At 71.8% G+C, this 15,648-nt stretch carries 15 protein-coding genes and 1 tRNA gene; 8 read left to right on the plus strand and 8 right to left on the minus strand.

What is annotated here, in order from left to right; all coding sequences use genetic code 11:
* Nucleotides 1-167: 167 nt before the first annotated feature.
* Nucleotides 168-743 (plus strand): TerD family protein, encoded by a 576-nt coding sequence (locus tag QFZ58_RS16430; protein WP_307125663.1) that lies wholly within the window; start codon nucleotides 168-170, stop codon nucleotides 741-743.
* A gap of 150 nt (nucleotides 744-893) precedes the next feature.
* Here the strand turns inward: QFZ58_RS16430 and QFZ58_RS16435 are convergent, their stop codons facing one another.
* On the minus strand, nucleotides 894-1,451 hold the full coding sequence (locus QFZ58_RS16435; protein WP_307125664.1) for a heme-binding protein: 558 nt from the start codon (nucleotides 1,449-1,451) through the stop codon (nucleotides 894-896).
* A 384-nt stretch (nucleotides 1,452-1,835) separates the two neighbouring features.
* Here QFZ58_RS16435 and QFZ58_RS16440 point away from each other — a divergent pair, with 384 nt between their 5' ends.
* The 3 genes from QFZ58_RS16440 (at nucleotide 1,836) to QFZ58_RS16450 (ending at nucleotide 4,413) form a co-directional block, all read left to right on the plus strand.
* A complete protein-coding gene (locus tag QFZ58_RS16440; protein ID WP_307128893.1) occupies nucleotides 1,836-3,131 on the plus strand; it encodes a sensor histidine kinase in 1,296 nt (431 codons plus the stop codon).
* Nucleotides 3,128-3,754 (plus strand): response regulator transcription factor, encoded by a 627-nt coding sequence (locus QFZ58_RS16445; protein ID WP_307125665.1) that lies wholly within the window; start codon nucleotides 3,128-3,130, stop codon nucleotides 3,752-3,754. The genes QFZ58_RS16440 and QFZ58_RS16445 overlap by 4 nt, the downstream gene beginning before the upstream one ends.
* A gap of 161 nt (nucleotides 3,755-3,915) precedes the next feature.
* Complete coding sequence (locus QFZ58_RS16450; RefSeq protein WP_307125666.1) at nucleotides 3,916-4,413, plus strand: hypothetical protein; 498 nt, start codon at nucleotides 3,916-3,918, stop codon at nucleotides 4,411-4,413.
* 27 nt (nucleotides 4,414-4,440) lie between these two features.
* Here QFZ58_RS16450 and QFZ58_RS16455 read toward each other — a convergent pair whose 3' ends face one another.
* From QFZ58_RS16455 to QFZ58_RS16465, 3 genes are all read right to left on the minus strand, one after another.
* Nucleotides 4,441-5,145, minus strand: a complete 705-nt coding sequence (locus QFZ58_RS16455; RefSeq protein ID WP_307125667.1) for a pentapeptide repeat-containing protein — start codon at nucleotides 5,143-5,145, stop codon at nucleotides 4,441-4,443.
* Nucleotides 5,146-5,325: 180 nt separating this feature from the next.
* Nucleotides 5,326-5,802: a GNAT family N-acetyltransferase gene (locus QFZ58_RS16460; protein WP_307125668.1), complete on the minus strand. Its 477-nt coding sequence runs from the start codon at nucleotides 5,800-5,802 to the stop codon at nucleotides 5,326-5,328.
* A 37-nt stretch (nucleotides 5,803-5,839) separates the two neighbouring features.
* Entirely contained in the window at nucleotides 5,840-6,775 is a 936-nt protein-coding gene (locus tag QFZ58_RS16465; protein WP_373428558.1) for an aminoglycoside phosphotransferase family protein, read from the minus strand.
* Between the two features lie 69 nt (nucleotides 6,776-6,844).
* Here QFZ58_RS16465 and QFZ58_RS16470 point away from each other — a divergent pair, with 69 nt between their 5' ends.
* Complete coding sequence (locus tag QFZ58_RS16470; protein WP_307125670.1) at nucleotides 6,845-8,245, plus strand: FAD-binding oxidoreductase; 1,401 nt, start codon at nucleotides 6,845-6,847, stop codon at nucleotides 8,243-8,245.
* Nucleotides 8,246-8,321: 76 nt separating this feature from the next.
* Here QFZ58_RS16470 and QFZ58_RS16475 read toward each other — a convergent pair.
* A tRNA-Thr gene (locus tag QFZ58_RS16475) sits at nucleotides 8,322-8,396 on the minus strand.
* Between the two features lie 176 nt (nucleotides 8,397-8,572).
* Here QFZ58_RS16475 and QFZ58_RS16480 point away from each other — a divergent pair.
* From QFZ58_RS16480 to QFZ58_RS16490, 3 genes are all read left to right on the plus strand, one after another.
* Entirely contained in the window at nucleotides 8,573-9,709 is a 1,137-nt protein-coding gene (locus QFZ58_RS16480) for an ABC transporter ATP-binding protein (protein ID WP_307125671.1), read from the plus strand.
* Nucleotides 9,710-9,934: 225 nt separating this feature from the next.
* On the plus strand, nucleotides 9,935-10,348 hold the full coding sequence (locus QFZ58_RS16485) for a hypothetical protein (protein WP_307125672.1): 414 nt from the start codon (nucleotides 9,935-9,937) through the stop codon (nucleotides 10,346-10,348).
* Between the two features lie 36 nt (nucleotides 10,349-10,384).
* Entirely contained in the window at nucleotides 10,385-11,104 is a 720-nt protein-coding gene (locus QFZ58_RS16490; RefSeq protein ID WP_307125673.1) for a nucleotidyltransferase family protein, read from the plus strand.
* A gap of 174 nt (nucleotides 11,105-11,278) precedes the next feature.
* Here the strand turns inward: QFZ58_RS16490 and QFZ58_RS16495 are convergent, their stop codons facing one another.
* From QFZ58_RS16495 to cysS, 3 genes are all read right to left on the minus strand, one after another.
* Nucleotides 11,279-12,961 (minus strand): DoxX family protein, encoded by a 1,683-nt coding sequence (locus tag QFZ58_RS16495; protein ID WP_307125674.1) that lies wholly within the window; start codon nucleotides 12,959-12,961, stop codon nucleotides 11,279-11,281.
* 183 nt (nucleotides 12,962-13,144) lie between these two features.
* Nucleotides 13,145-14,101: a 23S rRNA (guanosine(2251)-2'-O)-methyltransferase RlmB gene (gene rlmB / locus QFZ58_RS16500; protein WP_307125675.1), complete on the minus strand. Its 957-nt coding sequence runs from the start codon at nucleotides 14,099-14,101 to the stop codon at nucleotides 13,145-13,147.
* A 109-nt stretch (nucleotides 14,102-14,210) separates the two neighbouring features.
* Entirely contained in the window at nucleotides 14,211-15,611 is a 1,401-nt protein-coding gene (gene cysS / locus QFZ58_RS16505) for a cysteine--tRNA ligase (protein ID WP_307125676.1), read from the minus strand.
* Between the last annotated feature and the right edge of the window lie 37 nt (nucleotides 15,612-15,648).

Consider the following 15,648-nt stretch of genomic DNA (forward strand, 5'->3'; position numbering starts at 1 on the left):
TGGCCCACGGGCCGTTCGTCACCTTCTTTTGCGGTCGTTCGGCCAGAAGTTCGGCAAAGAAAGTAAAGGGAGCAGGAACCTCGTGGTCCATCGCCTGCGTTATGACGGGTGACGGGTAGCTTTCGTGATGGCACGAAGCCCGCACACGACGAGGAAAGGGACTTCCCATGGCAGTAAGCCTGTCCAAGGGCGGCAACGTCTCGCTCACCAAGGAGGCACCGGGCCTTACCGCCGTCACGGTCGGCCTCGGCTGGGACGTCCGCACCACCACCGGCACCGACTTCGACCTCGACGCCTCGGCGATCGCGGTCAACACCGCCGGCAAGGTCTACTCCGACGGACACTTCGTCTTCTTCAACAACAAGGCGACGCCGGACCAGACCATCGTCCACACCGGTGACAACGTCACGGGCCAGGGCGAGGGTGACGACGAGCAGATCAACGTCAACCTGGCCGGCCTCCCGGCGGACATCGACAAGATCGTGTTCCCGGTCTCCATCTACGACGCCGAGACCCGCAGCCAGAACTTCGGCCAGGTGCGGAACGCCTTCATCCGCATCATCAACCAGGCCGGCGGCACCGAGATCGCCCGCTACGACCTGAGCGAGGACGCCGCCACCGAGACCGCCATGGTCTTCGGCGAGCTCTACCGCAACGGCGCCGAGTGGAAGTTCCGCGCGGTCGGCCAGGGCTACGCCTCGGGCCTGCGCGGCATCGCCCAGGACTTCGGCGTCAACCTCTGACGTAACGGCTCGTCCCGCGCAGCCCCCGGCCGACCTCGTCGGCCGGGGGCTGCGTGTGTCCGCCCCCGCCGCGTCGTGCACCCGGGTACACCCACGTGCCGTGCGCGCTCGCTCACCGGGTACGCCCACGCGCCGGGTCCGTCCGCGCGCCTACCTGGCGAGTGCCGCCACGCCCGCCGCGGCGAACTTCTCGTCCAGGTCACCGCTCGGCGCCCCTGCCACACCGATGCCCGCCACCGGGGCACCCTTGACCTGCACGGGCGTACCGCCCGCCAGGAAGAGCGTGCCCGGGATGTCCTTCAGGTTCGGAGTCTTCTCCAGGCGTCCCGCCAGCTCGGAGGTGGGAGCGTTCCAGGAGACGGCGGTGTACGCCTTCTGCACGGCGGACCCGGGGGCCTGCGGGCCGGCACCGTCGCCGCGCAGCGTCACCACCGTGTTGCCGTTGCGGTCGACGACGGCCACGGAGACGCGCTGGTTCTCCATCTGTGCCGCATGCAGGGCGGCCTGCGCCGCCTTGGTGGCGGCGGCCACGGTCAGGTGGGTGGACTGCTGGAGATTCCGGTCAGCGGTGTCCGCCTTGACGGCGGCCGGGGGCGCGGCGGCCGGAGCGGACGCGTTCGCGGACATCGCGCCGAACGTACCGGCACTCAGTGCGGCGGCGGCGACGGCACCGGTCAGGACACGGGTGCGCGGCGACAGCTTCTTCATGGTGGGCTCCTCGATCGGTGCGGCTCGGCCTCGAGCCGTTCTCGCTTCCGTGTCGATCCTCAGGCCGGATCCGGGCCCGCACCGTCGGCGTACCGGCTGGAGGCCGCGCGCCCGTCGGCTGACGGCCCCATCGGCCGATCGGTTGATGCGCGGAGGTCGGGACAGGGCCACCATGGGGGTGTCCGCGCAGGTCAGCAGCGGTCGACCGGACCGCCCGGGGCACAGGCCCCCGGGCGCCGCGAAGTCCCGGGTGGCTGTCCGGGCCCCCGGGCGGGCACGACATCCGCAGGAAGCGCGAGGTACGAGGTGCAGGACCGAACCGGGCCGCCCGGCCCCCCGGACGCAGGCCGGGTGGCCGGCAGCGACGTGGCCACGGGCGGCGGCGTGGGCACAGGCACGGATACGGCGCCGTACCCGGGCGCCAGCACGGAGATCGGCGCGGGCCCCGAGGCCCGGTGGCCGGCCCTGCTCATGCACGCCGCGTTCTTCCTGCTGCTCGGTGCCTCACTCGCGCGCTTCCTGATGCGTCACCCCGGCGAGACGCGAACCCCCTGGATCATCGCCCTGTCGGCCGCGCTGGCCGCCCTGCACGCCGTGGGTCCCGTGCTCGGCACGCGCTCCGCCCCCCGCAGGCTCACCTGGCTCGGCGTCCTCGTCGCCGTCTGGATGGTCCTCGTCCTGCTCGCACCTAGCTTCGCCTGGTGCGCGGTGCCCCTCTTCTACACCGGTCTGCGCATCCTGCCGCTGCGCGCCGCCCTGGCCCTGGTCTCTCTGCTCACCGTGTTCGTCGTCACCGCGCAACTGCGGCTCGCTCAGGGTTTCGACCCGAACCTCCTCCTGGCCCCGCCCGCCGTCGCCGCCCTCGCGACCGCGGTCTTCGTCTCCATGCAGCGCCAGGCCGCACGTCAGCGGGACCTCGCCGCACGCCGGCGTGAGCTGATCGACGACCTGCTCCGCACCCGGCGCGAACTGGCCGCCACCGAACGGCGCGAAGGCACCCTCGCCGAACGCCAGAGGCTCGCCATGGAGATCCACGACAGCCTGGCGCAGGGCCTCTCGAGCCAGCAGATGCTGCTCCAGGCCGCCGACCGCTCCTGGGACGCCGATCCGGAACTCGCCCGCCGTCATGTGCTGACAGCCAGGAGCATCGCGGAACGCAACCTCGCCGAGGCCCGGCGCTTCGTCCACGACCTCGCCCCGGCCGACCTCGCGGAGGGTGGCGGCCTGGAGGCCGCGCTGTACGCGCTCGCCGCACGGGAGACCGCCCAGTCACACGGCCGGACCGCGGTCCGCTGCCACGTGGAGGGCACCCCGGCCACCGCACTGCCGGACCGGGTGCAGTCGGCCCTGCTGCGCATCGCCCAGGGCGCCCTGGCGAACGTGAAGGAACACGCGCACGCGACGGCCGCGGCGCTCACCCTGACCCACCTCGACGACCGCGTCGTTCTCGACATCGCCGACAACGGCCGTGGCTTCGACGCCGCCCGTCCGGAGCCCCGCCCGCCCGGAGGCGTACGCGGCCACGGCCTGCCCGCCATACGGGCCCGGGTCCAGCAGCTCGGCGGCACCCTCACCGTCGAGTCGGATCCCGGCGAGGGAACGGTCCTCTCGGCCGCCGTCCCCCTCAGCCCCGCCGCACCCCTCAGCCCCGCCGCACCCCTTCCGGAGGACCGCACATGACCGCGCCCGTACGCATCCTGCTCTGCGACGACCACGCCGTCGTACGCGCCGGACTGCTCGCGCTCATCGGCAGCGAACCGGACATCGAGGTCGTCGGCGAAGCCGGCAGCGGCGAGGAAGCCGTCGCCCTCGCCACCCGGCTCGCACCCGACGTCGTCCTGATGGACCTCCAGTTGGGCAAGGGCATCGACGGAGTCGAGGCCACCCGCCGCATCGCCGCCACCGGGACCGTCCACGTCCTGGTCCTGACCACCTACGACACCGACGCCGACATCACCCGTGCGATCGAGGCCGGTGCCACCGGTTACCTGCTGAAAGCCGAGCGCCCCGAAGAGCTCTTCGCCGCGATCCGCGCGGCGGCCCAGGGCCGCACGACGCTCTCCCCGCCCGTCGCCGACCGCGTCATGGCCCGGATGCGCACACCCCGGCCCACCCTGACCGACCGCGAGCTCGACATCCTGGGCCAGCTCTCCCGGGGACTGGGCAACCGGGACATCGCCCGCGCCCTGTTCATCAGCGAAGCCACGGTCAAGACCCACCTGGGCCGGATCTACGACAAGCTCGGCGTCGACACCCGGGCGGGCGCGGTGTCCGTCGCGAAGGAACAGCGGCTCCTGCCCTGAGGCCGTAGCGACCGGACCGGCCCCGAGTCACGCCCGGCCCCGGGTCACGCCCGTCCCCCAGTCACGCCCGGCCCCCGGTCACGCCCGGCCCTCAGTCACGACCGACCACCCGGGCCGGCCGGCGGAACGGGACCGGCCCCCGGGCATGACACCATCGGAGCGTGCTCGACATCGGCTACTCCCTCTCCCGGCGCTTCCCGGACCCCCCGCAGACCGACTACCGCCGCGCGGACGTCCACGCCCTGCGGCACGACCTGTTCTCCGGGGACGTCTACCTCGCCGACACCAAGGCGGACCGAGAAGTATCCACAGCCTGGGGATGGGTCCCCGTGCTGGATTTCGCCTGGGCACTCTGCGACATCGTGGAACAGATCGACCGGGACCCCCGGGGCAACCGCTCCCACCGGCAGCAGTACGCCGAACTGGACTTCACCGAATCGTCCGACCGCATGCTCTTCGAGCGCCGCTTCGGCTGGGTGGACGTCGAGGCCGACTGGATGCCCGGCGACGAGCCCCCGCTCACCTTCAGCCACTCCCTGCTGCGCCGCGAGGCCCGCGACTTCCTCCACGACCTGATCGCCGACCTGGCCGACATGCACGAAGGCCTCGCCGACAACCCGGTCATCTGGGACCTGCAGGCCCGATTCCCCCGCCTGTGAAACCCCCCGGCACCCGGCACCGAGGCCTCACGCCTCCACCCGCACCCCGATCTGCGCCGCGAACGCCGGAGCCAGCTCCATCAGCTGCGACGGGCTGATCACCGCCCCCGCCAACCGCTCCACCCCCCGCGCGATGTCGAGCTCGGCGACCGCCCGCAGATCCACCGACTCCATCCGGGCAGCGCTGAAATCGGCCCGCCTCAGCACACAGTCACGGAACTCCACCCGCACCAGCTGTGCGTCCCCGAAATCCGCCTCGGACAGCACACAGCCCTCGAACACGACATCCTTGAGCCGCGCCCTGCGCAGGTTGAGATAGTCGATCTTCCCGCCGCGCACGAGCACCCGCTCCAGCACCGCACCGTGCAGCTGCGCCCCGCCCAGCCGCGCGTCCACGATCTCCACGTCCCGCAGCGACGCCTCAGCCAGGTCCGTGCCCACACCGCGGACACCGGTCAGCACCGAGTCGACGAACCGGGCCCGCACCAGCTCCGCCCGGTCCAGGACACAGCCCCGCAGCTCACAGTCCATGAAGCGCGCACCCGGCCCCGACGCGTCCGCGAGATCCACCTCCTCGAACCGCACGCCGTCGTAGTCCCCGTCCGGCTCGAGCCCCTCCCCCTCGTACGCGACGAGCGGCGGCAACCGGACCTCCGGCCGCCGCGCCGCCACCACCGCACCCTTCCCGTCCGCCCGCGCGCCCCTGCGACCTGTGCTGCCTCTGCCTGCCATACCCCCATCGTGCCGGACGCCACCGACAACACCTCGGCACGGCACCGCAGCCCACCGGACCCGGGGACCCGGCCTCGAGCGCACATCAGATCCGAGGGCGGGACGACCTGCCGGCCGACCCGGGGCCGACATCGCGCCCCCGGCACCCGGGGCACGGCCACCTCACCTCCGGACCACGGCTCAACGGCCCCCGAGCCCGGCCAACGCCCCGTCCGTGAGCCGGTACACCGTCCACCCGTCCTGCGGCCGCGCCCCCAAGGACTCGTAGAACGCGATGGACGGGGCATTCCAGTTCAGCACCGACCACTCCAGGCGCCCGTAGCCCCGCTCCACGCAGACCCGCGCCAACTCGCTCAGCAGCGCCTTCCCGTAGCCACCGCCACGTCGCTCCGGACGTACGTACAGATCCTCCAGATACACACCGTGCACCCCGCGCCACGTCGAGAAGTTGAGGAACCACAAGGCGAACCCGACCACCTCACCGTCCTCGTCCGACACCGCGACATGCGCGTACGCCGCGGGCCTCTCCCCGAACAACGCCTCACGCAGCTGCTCCTCGGTGGCGTTCGCCTCATGGAGCGCCTTCTCGTAATCGGCCAGCTCCCGGACCATGGCATGTATGAGAGGAACATCTGCGGCAGTAGCGACACGAATCATGGGCGCAGCCTAAACGCGCAGGCCACACGCCCGCCCCTCAGTTCCGCCCCAGCAGCCGCCGCGCGATCTCCGCATGGTCCGCCGGCAGCCGCAGCGCCCCGCCCCTGATCCCCCACAGCCCGTTCTGCAGCACCCGCCCCAGCGTCCAGGCCCGCGCCCGCTCCCGGTCCAGATCCAGCACGTCCGTCAGCAGATCGAACCGCCACCACATCTCGGTCACGTCGAACCGGCTGTCCAGGGCCGGGAACAACTCGAACCCCGGGTCCCCGGCCAGCGGCTTCGGATCCAGCGCCACCCATGCACCGGCCCGGCCCTCCTCCGCACGCCCGGCCAGGACGTTGCCGTAGTGCAGATCCCAGTGCAGCAACCGGTCCCCCGGCTCCGCCGCGACCTCCCGCACCGCCCCCGCACAGTCCAGGAGCAACCGCCGCTCGGACTCGTCCACCAGCGCCTCCACCGCCCCGGGAGCCTCCCGCAGCATCCGCGCCGCCGCGTCGCCCAACCGCCGCAGGCCCACCGGAGCCGGTACGGACACCAGCCGGGCCAACACCCCGGCCAGTACCCGCACCGCCTCCCGCGCGTCCTCCACCCCGGTCAACGGCCGCCGCTCGTCCAGCCGTTCCAGCAGCATCGCCCCCGTCGCGGCGTCGTGCCCCAGCAACTCGACGGCCCCGGCCCCCGCCTCACCCCAGGCTCGCAGCGCGACCGGCTCGCCCGCCGTCTCCTCGTCCACCGCCTGCAGCTTCAGCGCACCCCGCCGCCCGTCCGCCTCCCGCACCACCGGAAGCACCAACGCGCACATCCCCCACATCGCGGCCCCGTCCCGCCGCAGCCCCCACTCCTCCAGGTACCTCTCCGCCAGACCCGGCAACGCGGCGACGAACGCCCGTCCCCGCTCCCCGTCGCAGGCGGACCGGCTGGCGGCCAACTCCTCAGGAACCTCGATCACATCGCGAGCGTACGGGCCCCGCACGACGTGACCCCCGGCCGCGCAGTAACGTCCCCTCAGCGACTCGGCTGCACACGGACAAGCAGGGAACTCATGAGCACCGTCAGTACCGTCAACGGCGGCATTTCGTTCTGGTACGCACAGGGGGGCACCCCGCTCCCCCGCGAACCCCTGCCCGGCGACACCACCGCCGACGTCTGCATCGTCGGCGGCGGCTACACCGGACTCTGGACGGCGTACTACCTCAAGAAGGCCGTCCCCTTCCTCAACATCACCGTCCTGGAGGCCGCGTTCTGCGGCTACGGCGCCTCCGGCCGCAACGGCGGCTGGCTCTACAACGGCATAGCCGGCCGCGACCGATACGCCCGGCTGCACGGCCACGACGCCGCCGTCCGCCTCCAGCAGGCCATGAACGACACCGTCGGCGAAGTCATCCGCGTCGCCGGCGAGGAGAGGATCGACGCCGACGTCCACCACGGTGGCGTCCTGGAGATAGCCCGCAACCCGGCGCAGCTCGCCCGCCTCAAGGACTTCCACAGCGTGGAGATCGCCTTCGGCGAGACCGGCCGCGTCCTGCGGGGCGCCCGCGAGACCGCCGAGCGCGTCCGCGTCACCGGAGCCGTCGGCTCCAGCTGGACCCCGCACGGGGCGCGCCTGCACCCCGCGAAACTGGTCAAGGGCCTCGCCGACACCGTCGAAGCGCTCGGCGTCACGATCCACGAGTCGACACCCGTCACCGAGATCAGGCCCAAGCACGCCATCACCCCGTACGGCACCGTCCGGGCCCCCTACGTCCTGCGCTGCACCGAGGGCTTCACCGCGAACCTCAAGGGCCAGAAGCGCACGTGGCTCCCCATGAACTCCTCCATGATCGTCACCGAGCCCCTCCCCCAGGAGCTCTGGGACACCATCGGCTGGGACGGCCGCGAGACCCTCGGCGACATGGCCCACGCCTACATGTACGCCCAGCGCACCGCCGACGACCGCATCGCCCTCGGCGGCCGGGGCGCCCCCTACCGCTACGGCTCCGGCACCGACAACGACGGCCGCACCCGGCCCGCCACCATCGACGCCCTGCGCGACCTGCTCGTCCGCTTCTTCCCCACCACCGCGGGCACCCGCATCGACCACGCCTGGTCCGGCGTACTCGGCGTCCCGCGCGACTGGTGCGCCACCGTCACCCTGGACCGCTCCACCGGCCTCGGCTGGGCCGGCGGCTACGTCGGCTCCGGCGTGGCCACCTCCAACCTCGCCGCCCGCACCCTGCGCGACCTCATCCAGCAGGACTCCGGCCAGGCCGGCTCCACCGACCTGACCACCCTGCCCTGGGTCAACCACAAGGTCCGCCGCTGGGAACACGAACCCCTTCGCTGGCTCGGCGTCCACGCCCTGTACGCGGCGTACCGCACCGCCGACCGCCGCGAGACCACGTCCCCGGCCCCGGGCACGGACACCCTGGCCCAACTCGCGAACCGGGTGGCGGGGCGGCACTGACACCCCGATGCCGCCCACTGCCCCGACGAGCAACGCAAAACCCCAGGTCAGAATTGTCTGACCTGGGGTTTTCCTGAGCCCCCTGTCGGATTCGAACCGACGACCTACGCATTACAAGTGCGTTGCTCTGGCCGGACTGAGCTAAGGAGGCGTGCCGGAGCAGTCTAACCAACCCGGAGCCCTGCACCAGCACGATATTCGTGACCCAGGGCTACTGACAGATCCCAGAACGCCAGGTAGCGTCACTGCAGGTTCACTCCAGTGGACCACCCGCTCCCTTACTCGGATCGTCCGGCACGTTCCTGCCGGTGGAGGAGAAGAACCGTCATGGCCAGTGTCACGTTCGACAAGGCGTCCCGCGTCTACCCCGGCTCCACGAAGCCGGCTGTGGACCAGCTCGAGATCGACATCGAGGACGGCGAGTTCCTCGTCCTCGTCGGTCCTTCCGGTTGTGGCAAGTCGACCTCCCTGCGCATGCTCGCGGGTCTCGAGGACGTCAACGGCGGTGCGATCCGCATCGGTGACCGCGACGTCACGCACCTGCCCCCGAAGGACCGGGACATCGCCATGGTGTTCCAGAACTACGCGCTCTACCCGCACATGACCGTCGCGGACAACATGGGCTTCGCGCTCAAGATCGCCGGGATCAACAAGACGGAGATCCGGGCGAAGGTCGAAGAGGCCGCCAAGATGCTGGACCTCTCCGACTACCTGGACCGCAAGCCGAAGGCGCTCTCCGGTGGTCAGCGCCAGCGTGTGGCGATGGGCCGTGCCATCGTGCGTGAGCCGCAGGTCTTCCTCATGGACGAGCCGCTGTCGAACCTCGACGCCAAGCTCCGTGTGTCGACGCGTACGCAGATCGCCTCCCTGCAGCGCCGCCTCGGCATCACCACCGTGTACGTCACCCACGACCAGGTCGAGGCCCTCACCATGGGTGACCGGGTCGCGGTCCTCAAGGACGGTCTGCTCCAGCAGGTCGACTCGCCGCGCAACATGTACGACCGCCCGGCGAACCTCTTCGTGGCCGGCTTCATCGGCTCCCCGGCGATGAACCTCGTCGAGGTCCCGATCACCGACGGCGGCGTGAAGTTCGGCAACAGCGTCGTCCCGGTCTCCCGTGCGGCACTCTCCGCCGCCGCCGACCGCGGCGACCGCACCGTCACGGTCGGCATCCGCCCCGAGCACTTCGACATCGTCGAGCACGGCGGCGCCGCCGCGCAGGGCCTCTCCAAGGGCTCGGCCGACGCCCCGGCCGGCCTGGCCGTCTCCGTCAACGTCGTCGAGGAGCTCGGCGCCGACGGTTTCGTCTACGGTGCCGCGCAGGTCGGTGGCGAGCACAAGGACCTGGTCGTCCGCGTCGGCGGCCGTGCCGTCCCCGAGAAGGGCACCGAGCTGCACGTCGTGCCGCGCCCGGAGGAGCTGCACGTCTTCGCGACGTCGACCGGCGAGCGCCTGACCGACTGACCGTCCGCCCGTTCCGCCTCGGCCCCGCCTTCCCGTCAGGGAGGCGGGGCCGTTCGCGTGGCGCGGGCTCGAGGGGGTTTCGGAGCGGTGACGTGCCGAATACCCTGGCACATCGGTCGATTCGCCCCTGCGCGTCAACAGGGGATTCGAAAGACCCGGTCGAACCATCCCTCGCAAGGGTGACGAACTGTCGTCGCGCCATCACCGACCGCTACGCTCGCCTGCGTGACCCACACCGCGCGCCGAATCGGCCGAACCCTCGCTCTCGTACTGCCCGTCGTCATGGTCCTGTCCGGGACCCTCGCGGTCACCCGCGTGCAGTGGTCTGGGCAGGACACCGAGACCCAGCTGCTGACCGCCGCCTCCGAGACCTTGTCCAAGCGTGCCAAGGCACGCGCGCCGCAGGACGTCCTGCGCGACAAGCTCCTCCTGGAGCTCCGGGAGGAGGACCCGGGTGTCGCGCTGACGCACCTCCAGCGCACGGTGGAGGCCCGGCCGTCGCTGGCGAAGCACTGCATGTCGATCGCCAAGGCGCTGGGCAAGGCCGCCGTCGATCAGTACGGTCCGACGCGTGCGCACCGTTTCTCCCGCCCCGTGTGCGACACGTCGTTCGCCTCGGGCGTCGCACAGTTCAGCTGAGCGGGGTGTGCGCGGGCACGGCATATCGTGCCTCGCATGCATACGTTTCCGACGCAGGCCGTGATCCTGGCGGGTGGTCAGGGTTCGCGGCTGCGCCCGTACACCGATGACCGTCCCAAGCCGATGGTCGAGATCCCGGGCACCGGGACCCCGATCATCGGCCATCAGCTTTCCTGGCTGGCCGCCGAGGGCGTCACCGACGCCGTGGTCTCGTGCGGCCATCTCGCCGATGTGCTGCAGGAGTGGCTGGCATCGGCCGTACTTCCGTTGCGCGTCACGACCGTCGTCGAGACCGAGCCCCTGGGCCGCGGTGGCGGTCTGAAGCATGCCGCGGCACGGCTGCCCGACGCGTCACAGCCGTGGTACGCGACGAACGGCGACATCTGGACCCGCTTCTCGCTGCGGGAGATGGCCTCGTTCCACGCCGAGCGGGACGCCGTCGCGACGCTGGCCCTGGCCCGTCCGCGCATTCCGTGGGGGGCGGTGGAGACGGACGCGTTCGGGCACATCACCGACTTCATCGAGTCGCCTCCGTCGCCCTATCTGATCAACGCGGGGGTGTACGTCTTCGCGCCCGCCTTCACGGCCATGCTGCCGGACCTCGGTGACCATGAGCGGACGACGTTCCCCCGGCTGGCCCGGGAACGCCGGCTGGCCGGGTTCCCGCTGCCCCACGGGGCGTACTGGCGGGCCATCGACACGGCGAAGGACCTGACGGAGGCGGCGAAGGAGCTGGGCTCCCGGCCGGGCGGCTGAGACAGCGGGGCGGATGTGCGCGAGGGCGGTCACCGGGTGTCCGGTGACCGCCCTCGCGGTGTGGATGGGGCATGGCCGCACCCGCCGTCGAGCGGGCGGGGTGGGACGTGGCCCACCCACCCCCGGAGTACAGGCGAGGCGGGCCCCCGCCCGTGCGGCGGGGACCCTCGGGTGTCAGCCGAGCAGGCCGCCGATGGGGTTCTGGCCGGCGCCCCCGGTGGAGCCTCCACCGTCCGAGCCGCCGCTGTCCGAGCCGCCGCCACCGGTGGTGCCGCCGGAGCTGGTGCCGCCCGAGGAGGTCGGCCCCGAGCTGCTGGTGGCCGGGGGTTCCTGCGGGGTCGTCTCCTGCGGGGTCTGCCGGCCGGTGCCCTGGGTCTGGCTGGGCTGTCCGGTGCTCGCTCCCGTGGCCTGGCCCGACTCGCGGACGGAGTCGCCCGCCGGGGTGGACTCCTCGGCCGACGGGGTGCCGGGGGCGCTGGACGGACCCGTCTCGGGCCGGCCCTCCACGGGGGTACGGGAGGGCTCCCGCTTGCCGGGGGTCTCGTCGGGGAGCGGGGAGCCGGGCAGTTGGTTGGTGGGGTTGCCGTCGGGGCCGGGCACGGTGACGACCTCGGTGGAGCGGACGGCCCCGCCGAGCATGGAGCCGATCAGCAGGGTCAGGCCGACGACGACGGTCGCCACCACGGCGCCACGGCGCAGGACGCGGCGGCGCAGGTCCCAGATCTCGGAGCGCGGGCCGAGCGTGCGCCACGCCTCTCCGGCGAGGCGCCCGTCGAGGGAGTAGACGGGGGCGCCCGCGATGACGAGGGGACTCCAGGCGGCCAGGAAGATGATGTCGGGTGCGTCGTAGGCGGCGACGCTGCGCCAGCTGACCGTGACGAGGAGAGCGGCGGAGAGCAGGGCCCCGAAGGCCGCGGCGACGCGCTGCCAGAGACCGAGGACGGTGAGGACGCCGGCGACGACCTGGAGGAAGGCGACGGCGAGTCCGGATCCGACGGGGTGGGCGAGTGCGAAGTCGCGCAGCGGTTCGGCGACGGCCCAGGGGTGCATGGAGTTCAGCCACTTGACCATGGAGCCGCGGTGGCCGCCGTCGAAGTAGACGGGGTCGCAGAGCTTGCCCATGCCGGCGTAGATGGAGATGAAGCCGAGGAAGACGCGCAGCGGCAGGAGGACGACGCCGAGATTCATGCGGCGTCCGGGGTAGTAGGCGTGCCGGACGTCGTCGGCGCCCTGGCGTCGATCGTCGGTCGCGGTGCCGTCGTGACCTGCGTCGTCGTGACCTGCGTCGTCGTGCCCGAAGTCGTCGTGCCCGAGGTCGTCGTGCCCGAGGTCGTCGGGTCGCCGGACGTACGTGGCGTCGGGTGCCGTCCCGACGGTGTCGTAGGCGCCGACGGCCTGCCGCATGGGGGGCAGGAGCGGACCGGTCCGGCCGCTGCCCGCCCGGGGGGCGATCACCACGGGGTTCGGCTGGGTCTCCTCGATGAGCGGGATGACCTGGGTGCCGCCGCCCGTGTCGTCGTACCCCGCGCCGAAGTCCCCACCGGTGCCGGCGCCGAGGTGGCCTGCGGTGGAGTTGCGCACGGCCTGCAGGAGGCCGGTCGCTCCGGGGTCGCCGGGCTCCGACCTGCCGCTCCAGACGACGGGAGCCCGCCTGCGGCCGCCCGCGCCGCCCATGGCAGGGATCCTGGCCTGTCCGGCGGGTCCCGCCGCTCCGCGCAGACGGGTGCGCTGGCCCGGGGCGAGCTGCACCCGGAAGCTGGCGTGGCTGACGATGACCTGGGCGGGGTCGCTGTCCACCTTCGTCATGCTCAGGGCGGGTTGTTCGTCGAACCGAGGCGTTCTGGTGTCCACACTCATCTAACCGAGTGATGTGTGATTAGGACACTGCCTTGACGCGTCGGAGTGTCCGAGACCCGTCAACAGTCCGTGACGACCCGGGGATCCGGGCGGGCCGGCTGCGTCGTCCGGGCCGTTGCGCGTGGACGGCCCGCGTACGCCGCCCGGGCCCGCGGCGGTGCCGGCGGGCCCGGAAGGGGCGGATCATGCCCGGCGGCGGGCCACCTCGTAGAGGACGATGCCTGCGGCGACCCCGGCGTTCAGGGACTCGGCGCCGCCCGGCATGGAGATGCGGACCCGGTAGTCGCAGGTCTCGCCGACGAGGCGGCCGAGGCCCTTGCCCTCGCTGCCGATGACGATGACGACGGGACCGGCGAGGGCCTCCAGGTCCTCGACCGTGTGCTCACCGTCGGCGGCGAGGCCCACGACGGTGAGGCCCGCCTTCTGGTACCCCTCCAGGGCGCGGGTGAGGTTGGTGACCCGGGAGACCGGGGTGCGGGCCGCGGTGCCGGCCGACGACTTCCAGGCGCCTGCCGTCATGCCGGCCGCCCGGCGCTCGGGGACGACGACCCCGTGGCCGCCGAAGGCCGAGACGGAGCGGACGATCGCACCCAGGTTGCGGGGATCGGTGACGCCGTCGAGCGCGACGATCAGCGGGTCCTCGTTGTTGTCGTACGCGGCGGAGGTGAGGTCCTCCGGGTGCGCGTACTCGTAGGGCGGGACCTGGAGGACGAGGCCCTGGTGGTTCAGGCCGTTCGTCATACGGTCGAGCTCGGGGCGCGGGGCCTCCATCAGGTTGATGTTGCCGCGCTCGCCGGCGAGCTGGAGGGCCTCGCGGACCCGCTCGTCGTTGTCGATGTACTGCTGGACGTAGAGGGTGGTCGCCGGGACGCCGTCGCGCAGGGCCTCGAAGACCGGGTTGCGGCCGACGACCATCTCCGACGTGCCCTTGGCGCCGCCGCGGCGCGGAGCGGGGCGGCGCGCCGCTGCCTGCTTGGCCTGGGCGTTCGCCACCCGGTTCTTCTTGTGTCCCTTGCGGACGGAGGCGGGCGGCGTGGGTCCCTTGCCTTCGAGACCACGGCGTCGCTGGCCACCGCTGCCGACCTGCATGCCCTTCTTGTTGGACGTGCGGCGGTTCCTGCGCTGGCTGTTCCCGGCCATGACCTACCTGTTTCGTTGCTTCAGAAAAACGTCGTCAAGTGAAAGTGTGCCGCCCGGACGGCCGGGCGGCACATTTGCGCTGTTCACGCATGGTGCGATGGCGGTCCACTCAGCGCGGGCCGAGGGTCCACCGGGGTCCGTTCGGGCTGTCCTCGATGACGAGGCCGGACTGGTTGAGCTGGTCCCGGATGGCGTCGGCGGCGGGCCAGTCCTTGCGCTCGCGTGCCGACTGGCGCTGGTCGAGGACGAGTCGTACGAGGGTGTCGACGACGCCGTGCAGGTCCTCGCCGCGGTCGCTCTCGCCGGCCCAGTGCGGGTCGAGCGGATCGAGGCCCAGGACGCCGAGCATCGCGCGCACCTCGGCGAGACGGGCGACGGCGGCTTCCTTGTCGTCGGCGGCGAGGGCCGAGTTGCCCTGGCGGACGGTGGTGTGGACGATCGCGAGCGCCTGCGGGACCCCGAGGTCGTCGTCCATGGCCTCGGCGAACGCGGGCGGCACCTCGGCGGCCGGGGCGACCTCGGCCCCCGCCTTCTCGATGACGCGCTGGATGAAGCCCTCGATCCGCGCGAACGCGGACTCGGCCTCGCGCAGTGCCTCTTCGCTGTACTCGATCATGGACCGGTAGTGCGGGGTGCCGAGGTAGTAGCGCAGGACGATGGGACGCCACCGCTTGACCATCTCGCTGACCAGTACGGAGTTGCCGAGGGACTTCGACATCTTCTCGCCGGACATGGTGACCCAGCCGTTGTGCACCCAGTACTTCGCGAACTCGTCGCCGAAGGCCTTGGCCTGGGCGATCTCGTTCTCGTGGTGCGGGAAGATCAGGTCGATGCCGCCGCCGTGGATGTCGAAGGCGCTGCCGAGGTACTTGTGCGCCATCGCGGAGCACTCCAGGTGCCAGCCGGGACGGCCGCGGCCCCACGGGGTCTCCCAGCTGGGCTCCCCGGGCTTGGCCGCCTTCCACATGGCGAAGTCGCGCTTGTCCCGCTTGCCGGTCTCGTTGTCGCCCGAGGGCTGGCGCAGGTCGTCCAGGTCCTGGTTGGAGAGCTCGAGATATCCCTCGTACGAGCGCACGTCGAAGTAGACGTTGCCGTCGGCCTCGTAGGCGTGGCCGCGCTCGATCAGGCCGCGCATCATCTCGACCATCTCGGTGATGTGCCCGGTGGCGCGCGGCTCGTACGTGGGCGGGAGGCAGCCCAGGGCGTCGTAGCCGTCGTTGAACGCGCGCTCGTTCTCGTAGCCGATGGACCACCAGGGGCGGCCCTGTTCGGCCGACTTCTGAATGATCTTGTCGTCGATGTCGGTGACATTCCGGATGAACGTCACGTCGTAGCCGCGGTGGTCGAACCAGCGGCGCATGATGTCGAAGTTCAGTCCGGACCTGATGTGCCCGATGTGCGGGGCGGCCTGGACGGTCGCGCCGCAGAGGTAGATCGAGACACAACCCGCTGTGAGCGGGACGAAGTCACGGATCTGCCGGGCGTCGGTGTCGTACAGGCGAATAGTCACGCCTCAAGGGTAGTGGGCCCGCGCCGGTGCCCAGAGC

The organism is Streptomyces sp. B1I3 (assembly GCF_030816615.1).
GTDB lineage: Bacteria > Actinomycetota > Actinomycetes > Streptomycetales > Streptomycetaceae > Streptomyces.